7 protein-coding genes are annotated in these 13,316 nt (G+C 62.7%); all 7 read left to right on the top strand.

The features are described 5' to 3' along the window. Positions 1-1,299 (top strand): YadA family autotransporter adhesin (locus tag PI87_RS25275; RefSeq protein WP_232314087.1); only part of this gene is annotated, 1,299 nt, incomplete at its 5' end. A gap of 125 nt (positions 1,300-1,424) precedes the next feature. Then, on the top strand, positions 1,425-2,549 hold the full coding sequence (locus PI87_RS25270; protein WP_039600460.1) for a DUF2827 domain-containing protein: 1,125 nt from the start codon (positions 1,425-1,427) through the stop codon (positions 2,547-2,549). Between the two features lie 36 nt (positions 2,550-2,585). Next, positions 2,586-3,704 carry a DUF2827 domain-containing protein gene (locus PI87_RS25265; protein WP_039600459.1) on the top strand — a complete coding sequence of 373 codons (1,119 nt, stop codon included), beginning with the start codon at positions 2,586-2,588 and terminating at the stop codon, positions 3,702-3,704. 19 nt (positions 3,705-3,723) lie between these two features. Then, the gene (locus PI87_RS25260; protein ID WP_039600458.1) at positions 3,724-4,872 is read left to right on the top strand and encodes a DUF2827 domain-containing protein; all 1,149 of its coding nucleotides are present in this window, start codon (positions 3,724-3,726) and stop codon (positions 4,870-4,872) included. 168 nt (positions 4,873-5,040) lie between these two features. Then, the gene (locus PI87_RS25255; protein WP_039600457.1) at positions 5,041-5,742 is read left to right on the top strand and encodes a response regulator transcription factor; all 702 of its coding nucleotides are present in this window, start codon (positions 5,041-5,043) and stop codon (positions 5,740-5,742) included. 24 nt (positions 5,743-5,766) lie between these two features. Continuing rightward, the gene (locus PI87_RS25250) at positions 5,767-6,432 is read left to right on the top strand and encodes a class I SAM-dependent methyltransferase (RefSeq protein ID WP_232314086.1); all 666 of its coding nucleotides are present in this window, start codon (positions 5,767-5,769) and stop codon (positions 6,430-6,432) included. 783 nt (positions 6,433-7,215) lie between these two features. After that, positions 7,216-13,299 carry a fibronectin type III domain-containing protein gene (locus PI87_RS25245; protein ID WP_052321758.1) on the top strand — a complete coding sequence of 2,028 codons (6,084 nt, stop codon included), beginning with the start codon at positions 7,216-7,218 and terminating at the stop codon, positions 13,297-13,299. The last annotated feature ends 17 nt before the right edge of the window (positions 13,300-13,316 follow it).

Below are 13,316 nucleotides of genomic sequence, written 5' to 3'. Positions count from 1 at the left end.
AACAGCAATGTCGCGTCGCTGAGCACGGGCCTGAGCACCACGAACAGCAATGTCGCATCGCTGTCCACGGGCCTGAGCACAACGAACAGCAATGTCGCATCGCTGAGCACGGGCTTGAGCACGACCAACAGCAATGTCGCGTCGCTGTCGACGGGCTTGAGCACGACGAATAGCAACGTCGCATCGCTGTCGACTGGTCTGAGCACGACCAACAACAACGTGGCATCACTGTCGACGGTCGTCGCGACCGGGCTCGGGAACGCCGTGATGTACGACAACGCGTCGCACAACAGCGTCACCTTTGGCGGGGTGGGGGCAACCACGCCTGTCCTGCTGAACAACGTTGCCGCTGGGGCGGTGACTGCCAGCAGCACACAGGCGGTCAACGGCAGCCAGTTGTACAGCTTGTCGACTTCTTTGAGTGGCGAGATCTACTCACTGTCGACCAGTCTGGGCGCAACAAACACGCAGATGACGTCGCTGTCGACCACCGTGAACTCGATGAGTGGTTCGGGTTCGGGTTCGGGGAGCGGGGCGCCTGGCGCGGTTGGCGGTGGCTCCGCTGGAGGCATGCTCAGCACGCAAGGGACTTCTGGGACAGCGGTCACCCAGGTATCGGCTTCCTGCACCACCGCAAACGGCGTCGATTCCACGGCGAACGGGGTGTGCGCGCATGCCACGCAGAACGGCTCGACCGCATACGGCTCAAATGCGCGAGCCACCGCCGAGAATACGACTGCAGTCGGCTTCCGCGCGGTTGCTTCCCAGGATGGTGCTGTTGCCATTGGCTACAACGCCCAGGCGACCGGAGACCCGACCGTCGCCATCGGCTACAACGCGACAACGTCCGGCAACAACTCGGTCTCCATTGGGGCCAACGCATCAGCACCCGCAAACAACGCGGTGGCGTTGGGGGCCGGCTCGGTAGCGAGCCAGGACAACACCGTATCGGTGGGGGCGCCGGGCGCAGAGCGTCGTATCACCAATGTGGCACCAGGTGTCGATCCAACAGATGCCGTCAACGTGTCTCAACTGCAGAGCGTGCAGCAAAGCGTCAATACCGTTGCCAAGCAAGCCTACTCAGGGGTTGCAATGGCGGGTGCGCTGGCGGGGCTGCCGCAGGTCGAGCCGGGTAAGACGGCGCAGATTGGTGCGGGCTTTGGAAGCTATGGCGGCTATACCGCACTGGCAATTGGAGGAAGCGCACGTGTGGCGCAGAACGTGATTGTCAGGATGGGTGTCAGTGCCACATCGGCCGGCCATGCGATGGTCAATGGAGGCGTGGGGTACTCATGGTAACTGCCCAGTTGTTAGCGCTTTGCGGGATCAGCGGAAATGGCAGTTGGTCCACCTGGCATATGGCCCGGAGCCCGCAGTATCGGGCGGTCTCCGGTCGGGTGCCCTGTCTGTTGGTGTGAGCGAGCATGAGCGGCCTGCGTATCGGAATCACCATCGGCCTTCGTGAGCCGAACGAGAGCTTGTGGGTGAACGGCATCAAACAGAACGCCTTGTTCCTCGCGAAGGTGTTGATGGCATCCGATCGTGGTCATCGTGTGACGTTGGTCAACACGACCGCCGTGCCGGTGACAGCCGCTCTGCCATGGAGCCTGAGCGCGTTCGATACGTGCTCGTTTGGCGAGGTCAAGGGTGACCTTGACGTCCTGATCGAGCTCGGCGGCCAGATCGATGCCGAGCAAACCGCCTATCTGAAGGCGCGCGGCGTCAAGATCGTCAGCTACGTCTGCGGTGTGGAGTACATCAACATCGCCGAGTCCGTTCTGTTCGGCCGCCGGATGTGGGACACGTTGTTCGTCAACAGAGGGTATGACGAGGTATGGGCGATCCCGCAGGTCGCCAGGTCGTCGCTGCCATTCCTGCAGTCATTGCGGCGTTGTCCGGGGCGCGTTGTGCCGTTTGTGTGGGACCCCATGTGTCTGGAGGAGCGCGCTGCCGCACTTCCGGCGCATGGTGAATACCGTCCGAGCGGAAACCGAGGCAAACGACTGACCGTGATGGAACCCAATCACGATGTCGTGAAGTGTTGCCTGTATCCGATGCTGATTATCGACGAGGTCTATCGTCGCGACCCCGGGTTGATCACCTTCACGCACGTGACGAATGCCGACCGCCTGGCGCGCAGCAGTCCGGAGTTTGCGATGTTGATGAGCCAGCTGGAGATCGTTCGCGGCGGCAAGGCGAGCTTTGTCGGCCGGTTCGATACGCCGGCGTTCCTGTCGGAGTTGACCGATGTGGTGGTCTCCCACCAATGGGAGAACCCGCTCAACTACTTCTACTTTGATGTGTGCTGGCAAGGGTATCCACTCGTGCACAACGCGAGCCTTGCCCAGGACATTGGCTACTACTACCCAGACAACGATGTGCAGACCGCATCGGAGCAACTCGCGATCGCGCTAAAGGATCACGACGAAGATTGGGAAGGGTACACGCAGCGACAGCGGCAATCTCTGCGTCGGTTTACGTCCGAGAGCGCGACGGTGGTTTCGCAGTACGACGCCTTGCTCGATAACCTGTTTCGATCGGGGTGTTGAGAAAGGTGGTTTGCAGGGTCAGTAAAGGGGTGTTCAGTGAAAAAAGAGAACGATAGGCTTTGCGTTGGCATCTCGCTGTTTGCGCGTGACGGCCAAAGTATTTGGGAAAACGGGATCCACCAGAACATCGCCTTCCTGGCCATGATGCTGAGTCGATCGGGCCGGGTTGGCCAGATCTATTTTCTCAACGGCGGCGATGCGCAGTCGTTGCCGGCCGGGTTGGATCTTGCCGGGCTCAATGTGCCGCTGGTCAATCCGCGCGACGTGACGCACGCGCTCGACGTCGTCATCGAGATGGGCGCACAGCTACCGGTTGAGTGGCTCAAGCAGATGAAGGCGCTGGGCAAGAAGCTGATCGCGTTCTTTGCTGGGCACGTGTATGCGGCATTGTGCGAGACCCCCATGTTTGGCAAGCCGTCCGGGCACATCTTCAACGGCGGCCCATTCGACGAGATCTGGACACTGGCGGAGTACGAGAAGACGTCGAAGCCATTGCTGCAGACGCTGACGCGCGCGCCGGTTCATGTGATGCCACATATCTGGTCGCCGTACTTTCTGGAGCGTCGCATTGCGCAACTTGCCAGCGAGGGCATCGCGTTTGGCTATCAGCCAGGGCGTGAGCAATGGCGCCTGTCGACGCTGGAGCCGAACATTTCCGTGGTGAAGACTTGCCACTATCCGATGCTGGTTTGCGACGAGTTCTTCCGCGCGAAGCCGGAGGCGGTCGAGCATCTGTTCGTCGTCAATGCGCTGCATTTGAAGGCGCATCCCACCTTCCTGTATTTCGCCAATAGCTTGAATCTTGTCCGGCAGCACAAGGCAACGTTCGAACAGCGAATCGATCTGGCGGGTTTCTTGTCGCAGCACGCGGATGCCGTTGTTTCGCATCACTGGGAGAACGGGCAGAACTATCTGTACTACGACGTGTTGCATGGCGGCTATCCGCTCATCCACAACTCCACGATGCTTGGCGATGCCGGGTACTACTACCCGGAGTTCGATTCCGAAGCGGGCGGACGGGCACTCCTGGATGCCTGGCAGCAGCACGATGCACAGCTTGACCGCTACCGGGAAAAAGCCAACGCGTTGCTGAATTCCGTCTCGATCGAACACCCTTCCAACCTCGACGCATTCGTGACGCGTCTTCTCGCCTGATCTCTTGAAGAGAGGACCTATGTCGATCTCGAATACGCATGATGTACCCAGTGGCAACAAGCGTCTGGTTGTGGGTGTTTCGTTGTTTGTGCGAGGCGCAGGCCAGTCGTTGTGGGAGAACGGCATCTTTCAGAACTGCCTGCTGCTGATTCTCCTGCTGCGTCAATCGCCGATCGTGGCCGAGGCCGTGATGGTCAGCGGCGGTAGTGGTGTGGCGGACCCACGCATGATGCTTGATGAGTGGAACGTTCCGTTGCTGACGCAAGACGAGGCCATGCAGCGCTGCGATCTGGTGATCGAGATGAGTGCGCAGTTCAGCATCGATTGGATTACGGCCTTCCGCCAGCGCGGTGGCAAAGTCGTGACGATGCGCGTCGGCAACGACTACGTGATTGATATCGAACGCGCCATCTTCGATAAGCCCTCCGGTTTCTTGTTCTCGGGTGCGCCGTATGACGGCGTATGGACGATCCCCGAGTTCGAGCACTCTTGTCTGCACTACTACCAGACCGGCTTGCGCTCGCCGGTGACGATCCTGCCGCACCTGTGGCATCCCGTGTTGTTCGACAAGGCGCGGGCCACTTTGGGGGCGGGCCTGTCGTTCGGTTATCAGCCAGGCAAACCGCGTTGGCGTGTCGCGATGTTCGAGCCCAACATCTGCATGGTGAAGACCAGCATCATCCCGATGCTCATCACCGAAGAGGCGTATCGCACCCGGCCGGCCTTTCTTGAATACGTGCGGGTCTGCAACACGCTCCATATGAAGGAGCACCCGACGTTCGTCCACTTCTCCCGAAGTCTGGACATTGTCACGCACGGGTTGACGACGTTCGAGGGCCGATTTGCCGTCTACGAGTTCATGGCAGCGCACGGCGATGCGGTGGTCTCGCACACGTGGGAGAACGCGCAGAACTACCTGTACTACGAGCTGCTATATGGCGGCTACCCCTTGATCCATAACTCGCCATACCTTGGAAAAGCCGGCTATTTCTATCCTGACTTTGATTGTCAGGAAGGGGGGCGCGCATTGCTGGAAGCGTTCTCCAAGCACGATGCGAGCTTTGATGCCTATTGCGAAGAAGCGAAGCATGTTCTTGATGCGGTGAGCATCGACAACCCGACCAACATCGCTGCATATACGGAAGCCATTTCGGCGCTCTATCGATAGGCGCGTTCAGGTACTTGGCCTGCATCCCGGTTTGGGCACTGCCGACGTAACGATTGTTTTTTGAGTTACCGATTTTCCGTCCGATAACCTGTCATGGTCGGCGATCTACCGAAAGTGACGGAGGATTCGCCGTTGGTGAGTGTCAGCACAATTGAATCGATGTGAACTATGAGAATCGCTTCTGTTGAGGACGATCCGGCGCAGGCAGTTTTAATAAAAACAATCGTTGAATCGGCGGGGCATGAGTGCGAGAGCTTCCGCGATGGGGTTTCAATGATTCGTGCACTTCGGAGTCAGATTTTTGATCTGTTCATCCTGGATAGAAATTTGCCGGATATCGATGGTCAGGAGCTGGTACGGTGGATCCGAAACACGGTGGGGTCGAGCGCGCCGGTTATTTTCGTGACTTCATATGTGTCGGAGTCGTTTGTGGTGGAGGCGCTCAATGCGGGGGCGGATGAGTATGTGCCCAAGCCAATCCGGGCGAATGAACTGACAGCAAGAATCAGTGCGTTGTTGCGACGGTCTTATCCATCATTGCGACTGGAAAGTGACATTCTTCAAGTGGGTCCATTCAGTCTGGACGCGAAAACGAAGACTGCAATGTTGCACGGAAAGGACGTCGGATTGGCACCTCGTGAGTTCGATGTGGCGATGTATCTGTTCAAAAACATCGGGCAACTAGTGCCGAGGGATGCAATTGAGAAAGCAGTTTGGGGGCGTGTGATCGGGCCGGATTCGAGAACGCTCGATACACATGTGTCGCGAGTCAGGATGAAGCTCGGAGTGAAGCAGGAGAACGGGGTGCGATTGATCAATGTCTACTCCCATGGATTTCGCCTGATCAAGCTGAGTGATGATGAGCATTGAAGAGTCGTAGATATGAAAAAAAACGTGCGCGCTGAGTTCTTCTCAGGGGTCTATCAGAAGAATCTGTGGGGGAGTGGGCAGAGCCGATCTGGCCAAGGTTCGGAGCTGGCGTGGACCGGTGACTTGGTGACGGCGTTGCCAGTATTGCTGCGCACGCTCGGCGTGCGGCGCCTGTTGGACGTGCCGTGTGGCGATTTCCACTGGATGCAGGCGATTGACCTCCAAGGCGTGGAATACATCGGCGGCGATATCGTGCCGCAGATCGTAGAGGCCAATCAGCAGCAATATGGCTCGCGGAGCCGCTGTTTTGTCGAGTTGGATGTTGTTGCTGATGTGCTGCCGTCGGCTGACATGATCTTTGTGCGGGACTGTTTCATCCATTTCAGCAATGCGCTGGTGCTTGAGGCGCTGCGCAACATTGCCCGCAGTGACATCCGGTATGTGTGCGTCACGCATGATCTGAATGCGGCCCGCTACCCGAACGGGCAGAACATCGAGTTGGAGCGCACGCAAGCGGGCGTCAACTTTGAATATCGTCCGATTCACTTTGAGTTGCCGCCGTACTCTTTTCCGCCACCCATTGCCGTGGTGAAGGATGGCGATCACTGGGCCGAGGGTGCAGGCGTCAAGACGATGGCGGTCTGGGACGTGGCGACGATAGGGGCAGCGCTGTCTGCGCCTGGATGCTAGCTTGGCCAAGCGCTCTGTCCTGTGTGTGCTGATTTGTGCACCGAGATGGGCCTTGTTTTTAGCGATCATCGCCTGATCCGTAAAAATAAAGTCTGTCGAGACGAGGTTCCTTATCCCATTGATTGACAAAGTGTTGTGCTGCCCAAGAAATGGTGGCAAGGCTGTCGGGCCACCTCGATTTGGCCCCTGGGCCAGTACGGAATTTGGCAAAAGTTTGTCGAGGCTAGGCGTGACAAGCCTTTGCCGGAAAGCCCGATTGAGGGACCTACGCGTCTAGCGTTGTCACTGAGACGGCGTAACCAACGGCTGAGACCCCAGCGCGTATTAATCCTTTCAGCCTGTGGCGCGCTCACCACTCCCCCTGCGGTGTAGATGACCCCTGCCAGGTTTCCCCCTATGCTCCGACGCGCACGCGCAGTTGTGGCATTGGCTGTGCGGATGGCGCTGACGCCATTCAAGAAGAACAAATAAGACAAACGAGGGGGTTCCCATGCAACGTAGCGCAGTGCTGGCGGTACGGGCCGCCAGTCCGCCCGATCGACGCGGACCACGCCCCCTCGTGCAGCGCACCCAATCGCGTTCGCACCGATAGCGGATACGCCGACCAGGCGTCGTGCCATCTCATTTCAACTAACAAGAAACGCCCGCACGAACGGGCGAGCGGGGGAAGTCATGCGTGCATTGACAGGAGCGTATGTGTCCGGCTGGCGATCGGCTGCGTGGAGCGCGGGAGGATTCCGTGGGCACGGCCTAGTCGGATCGTTGATCCGGCGGTGCGTGTTTATGCTGATGGCGCTCTGCCTGCTGGCCGGTTTCTCGCCCGCAGCACTAGCGTGTACGATCACGTGGAACCTCATCAACACCGGCGCCAGCAGTTACACGTACACCTTTACCGCCGCCGACTACAGCAACTGCGACCCAGGCGGCGCTGGTGGCGTTTACAGCGATGCGCTGCTGAATACCGGCAGTGTCACCACAACCAGCTCGGGCGTTTCGAGCGGCTCGCTGCTGGTAGACCTCAGTACGGTGAATGTGGACAAACTGGTCTATACGCCGAACAGTACAACGCACCTCGGCATCGATACCGCCACACTGTACGACTCCAATTCCAATCCCTTCCCGGTCACGATCTACATCACCAGCGTGCCGGGCGCGCCCACCATCGGCACCGCTACGGCCGGCAACGCCCAGGCCGCCGTCTCCTTTACCGCGCCGGCCTCCAATGGCGGATCGGCCATCACCAGCTATACCCTCACCGCCAGCCCCGGCGGTGCGACGGCGACCGGCAGCGCCAGCCCGCTCACCGTCACCGGCCTCACCAACGGTACGGCATACACCTTCACCGTGAAGGCCAACAATGCGGATGGCTCCAGCGTGGCTTCGGCCGCATCGAATTCCGTCACGCCTAAAGCGCCGCAGACCATCACCTTCACCAACCCCGGCGCGAAGAACTTCGGTACCAGCCCGACCCTTACCGCCACGGCGACCTCTGGCCTGACGCCGACGTTTACGTCGGCCAGTACCGGTGTGTGCACCATCACCAGCGGTGGCACACTCACCTTCGTGACTACCGGCACCTGCTCCATCAATGCGGACCAGGCCGGTAACACCACGTACTCGGCCGCGACCACCGTCAACCAGCAGTTCCAGGTGAATGCAGTGGTGCCAGGCGCACCGACCGTCGGCACTGCCACGGCCGGCGATACCACAGCTTCGGTGTCGTTTACCGCACCGGGCTCGAATGGTGGATCGGCGATCACCAGCTACACCGTCACCGCCAGCCCCGGCGGCGCAACGGCCAGCGGCGCGGCCAGCCCGATCACCGTGACTGGGCTGACTGACGGCACGCCGTACACCTTCACCGTGACGGCCACTAACTCGGTCGGCACCGGGGCGGCTTCCGGTGCTTCAAACTCGGTCACGCCAAAGGCGGCGCAGGCCATCACCTTCGCCAACCCCGGCGCGAAGAACTTCGGCACCAGCCCGACACTTACCGCCACGGCGACCTCTGGCTTGACGCCGACGTTTACGTCCACCTCCACCGGCGTTTGCACCATCACCAGTGGCGGCACGCTCACCTTCATCACCACCGGCACCTGCTCCATCAACGCCGATCAGGCCGGCAACGGCACTTACCTCGCCGCCACGACGGTTCCGCAGTCGTTCTCCGTCAATGCTGCAGTACCGGGGGCGCCCACCATCGGCACCGCTACCGCCGGCGATACCCAGGCCTCGGTGTCCTTTGGCGCGCCGGCCTTCAACGGCGGGGCGACGATCACCGGCTACACCGTCACCGCGAGCCCAGGCGGCGCCACCGGCAGCGGTGTGGCCAGCCCGATCAACGTCACCGGCCTGAGTGACGGCACGCCGTACACCTTCACCGTGACGGCCACCAACTCGGCAGGCACCGGCGCTGCATCGGCAAGCTCGAATTCCGTCACCCCGAAGGGCGCGCAGACCATCACCTTCGCCAACCCCGGCGCGAAGAACTTCGGCACCAGCCCGACGCTCACCGCCACGTCGACCTCTGGCCTGACGCCGACATTTACCTCGGCGAGCACCAGCGTCTGCACGATTACGTCCGGCGGCACGCTCACCTTCATCACCACCGGTACCTGCACCATCAACGCCGATCAGGCAGGCAACGGCGCTTACCTCGCCGCCACGACGGTTCCGCAGTCGTTCTCCGTCAATGCCGTGGTACCGGGGGCGCCCACCATCGGCACCGCTACCGCTGGCGACACCACGGCTTCGGTATCCTTTACTGCGCCCGCCTCCAATGGCGGGGCGGCCATCACCGCCTACACCGTCACCGCGAGCCCAGGCGGCGCCACCGGCAGCGGTGTGGCCAGCCCGATCAACGTGACCGGCCTGACTGACGGCACGCCGTACACCTTTACCGTGACGGCCACCAACTCCGCTGGCACCGGCTCCGCATCAGCGAGCTCGAACGCCGTTACGCCGAAGGGCGCGCAGACCATCACCTTCGCCAATCCGGGTGCGAAGAGCTTCGGCACCAGCCCGACGCTCTCCGCTACGGCAACCTCTGGCCTGACGCCGACATTTACCTCTTCAACCACCGGCGTCTGCACCATCACCAGTGGTGGTGCGCTGACGTTCATCACCCCTGGCACCTGCAGCATCAACGCCGACCAGGCTGGTAACGGCACTTACCTGGCGGCGACGACGGTCACGCAGTCGTTCACGGTGAATGCGGCGATACCGAGCGCGCCGACCATCGGCACCGCCACCGCGGGCGATACACAAGCCACGGTCACGTTTAGCGCCCCCGCCTCCAGCGGAGGCACGAGCATCACCGGCTATACCGTCACCGCTAGCCCGGGGGGAGCTACCGCGACCGGTGCAGCGAGCCCGCTCACCACGACTGGCCTGACCAACGGCATCGCGTACACCTTCGCCGTGACGGCCACCAACTCCGCCGGTACGGGCCCGGCTTCGGCTTCGTCCAATGCCGTCACGCCGAAGGCCGCGCAGACCATCACCTTCGCCAGCCCCAGCGCGCAGAACTTCGGCACCAGCCTGACGCTGACGGCCACGGCCAGCTCCGGGCTGGCGGTGGCGTTCAGCTCGTCCACCACCAGCGTCTGCTCCGTCACCAGCGGCGGGGCGCTGACCTTCCTTGCCGGCGGCACTTGCACCATCAACGCTGACCAAGCCGGTAACGGTAGCTACCTGGCAGCATCGACCGTCAGCCGCTCGTTCACCGTCAACGCGATCGTGCCGGGCGCGCCGACCATCGGCACTGCCACTGCGGGCGATACGCAAGCCACGGTCACGTTCACCGCGCCTGCCGCCAGCGGCGGCGCGAGCATCACCGGCTACACCGTCACCGCCAACCCGGGCGGTGCCACCGCGACCGGCGCAGCCAGCCCGGTCACACTCACTGGCCTGACCAACGGCACGGCATATACCTTCACTGTGGCCGCGACCAACTTGGCGGGCACCGGCTTAGCTTCGGCCGCGTCGAATTCCGTTACGCCGTCCGCGTCGCAGACCATTACGTTTGCCAACCCGGGGGCGCAGAATTTCGGCACCAGCCCGACGCTAACGGCCACGGCCAGCTCCGGCCTGACGGTGACGTTCACCTCGTCCACGCCTGGCGTGTGCACGATCACCAGCGGTGGCGCGCTGACGTTCACGACGATCGGCACGTGCACCGTCAACGCAGCCCAAGCGGGTAGCGGCAGCTACCACGCTGCGCCCACCGTCAGCCAGTCGTTCGCCGTCAACGCACCGACGCTGACGCTCAGCCCGGCGACGCTGGCCGTGCCCTCGGTGGGTGTCGGCTACAGCCAGATCGTCACCACCAGCGGTGGTGCTGCGCCTTACACCTATGTGGTTAGCAGTGGAAGCTTGCCGGCCGGCCTGAGTCTGAACGCCGCCACCGGCGCGATCACCGGTACGCCGACCGCCGCGGGTGTTTCCGGTTTCACCATTCGCGCCACCGATGCCCACGGCTTTATGGCTAGCCTTGCCTATAGTGTGGCCATCGGCGCGCCGACCATCGCTCTGTCGCCCGGCACGCTGCCGGCGGGTCAGGCGAATACGGCCTACAGCCAGACGTTCAGCACTAGCGGCGGCACGGCCCCCTACACGTACGCCGTTGCTAGCGGCACGCTGCCGGCCGGGCTGAGCTTGAACGCCGCAACCGGTGCGCTCACCGGCACGCTGTCCGGCACGGGCAGCTATACCTTTACAGTACGCGCAACCGACAGCAGTACCGGCACCGGCGCCCCATTTGGCGCCACGCAGAGCTACACCGTCACCATCGGCGCGCCCACCATCACAGTCACACCGGCGACGTTGCCCGCGCCGGCTGCGGGTGTGGCCTACAGCCAGAGTGTGAGCGCCGGCGGCGGCATTGCTCCGTACACTTATGCCATCGCCAGCGGTGCGCTGCCCGTGGGGCTGAGCCTGAACGCCAGCACCGGCGCGATTACCGGCACGCCAGCCAGCACAGGCACGAGCACCGTCACCGTGCGCGCGACTGACAGCAGCACCGGCACCGGCGCGCCATACAGCGGCACCGCCAGCTACACATTCAACATCACGCAGTCGATCGGTGCGGCGCCGGCCGTCACGGCAACAACCAACTCGAACACGCCGGTCACGATCCACGCCGCGGCCAACGCCACCGGCGGCCCCTTCAGTGCCGTGACGATCGCCACGCCGCCTGCAAGTGGCACCGCCGTCGTCAGCGGCATGGATATCATCTACACGCCCACGCAGACGACCTCGGGCAACGTGAGCTTCGCTTATCAGCTCACCAACGCACTGGGCATGTCTGCGCCGATCAGTGTGACGGTGACTGTCAACGCCGTGCCGGTGGCCGCAGCTTCGAAGCAAGTCACTACCAATGCTGGTCAGGCGACCACCGTCGACATTACCGCGGGGGCGACGGGCGGGCCGTTCACAGGGGCGGCGATCGTCTCCGTCACACCAGCGGCCGCGGGCACGGCCAGCATCGTCACCACCACCACGCAGACGCCATCCGCCGCAGGTGTGGCAACCATTGCTGCAGCCGCACCGGTCTACAGCATCCGCTTCGTGCCGGCTGCCACGTTTGGCGGTACGGCGGTCATCGCCTACACGCTGTCCAACGCGGCCGCCACGTCGGCGCCGGCCGCTGTGCAGGTGAGCGTCACGCCGCGCCGTGATCCGTCCGCCGACCCCGACGTGACGGGCCTGATCAACGCGCAGGTGGAGGCCGCACGCCGCTTTGCCACCACGCAGATCAGCAACTACAGCCGACGCCTTGAAGCGCTGCACGGTACCGGCCGCGCCCCCTCAGACAATGGCCTGACGGTGGCATTGCCCGGTCAGCGTGCCGATCGGCAAGCGCGTTGCCAGGATGTGTTTGGCATTGCCGCGCACGATGCCTGTTTGCGCGGCGACGTTCAGGCTAGCGGCAAGACACTCGCTCGCCGCCCTTCGGGCACCGCCACTGGCGACAAGGACGCTGGCCCGGACCTGCCTGGCACCGAGACCGATACCGCAGCCGCCGAGGCCGGCCAGCCCAACCTCGCTTTCTGGAGCGCCGGCACGCTCGACTTCGGTTTCGCCAACACCGGTGCGCAACGCTCGGGCTTCCGCTTTACCACCGGGGGCGTGACGGCGGGCGCGGACTACCACGTGTCGGACCAGTTCTCCCTCGGTGCGGGCTTCGGCTATGGGCACGATTCCACCGACATCGGCAGCGCCGGCACCAAGAGCACCGGCGACAGCTACAGCGTCGCGTTGTATGGCAGCTACCGGCCGCTGCCGACGCTGTTCATCGACGGCGTGGCGGGTTTCGGTACGCTGAGCTTCGACTCACGTCGCTGGGTGACGGACGCCAATGACTTCGCCACTGGCAAGCGCAATGGCCACCAGGCGTTCGCGTCGGTCTCCGCCGGCTACGAGCATCGCGACGCCGTCTGGCTGATCTCGCCGTATGGGCGCCTGTCGGTGTCTGAGTCGACGCTGGACCAGTTCAGTGAAAGCGGAGCCGGCATCAACGCGCTGACGTACTTCCAACAGAGGGTGACAACCGTGTCCGGTACGCTGGGCCTGCGCACGGAGTACGCCCAGAAGACCCGCTGGGGTACGTTCGTTCCCTATGCACGCGTCGAATACCAGCACGACTTCAGCGGCCAGAGCAACGCCGGCCTGGCCTACGCGGACCTGGCCGCGTTTGGCCCGGCCTACACCGTGGGCGGCAGCCCCTATGGCCGCGACCGCATGCAGGTGGGCCTGGGCACCAAGTTCCGCACCGGCCCACTCACGTTCGGGCTGGATTACAGCGTGATGGCCGGTATGGGTGGGTTGCAGCAGGGTGTGCGCCTGACGTTTGCGGCGCCGTTCTGAGCGGACCGTGCATCCAT

The organism is Ralstonia sp. A12 (assembly GCF_000801955.1).
Lineage (GTDB): Bacteria > Pseudomonadota > Gammaproteobacteria > Burkholderiales > Burkholderiaceae > Ralstonia.
Note: the sequence above shows the minus strand (reverse complement) of the source record. Positions and strands in the feature narration are given on the sequence as shown.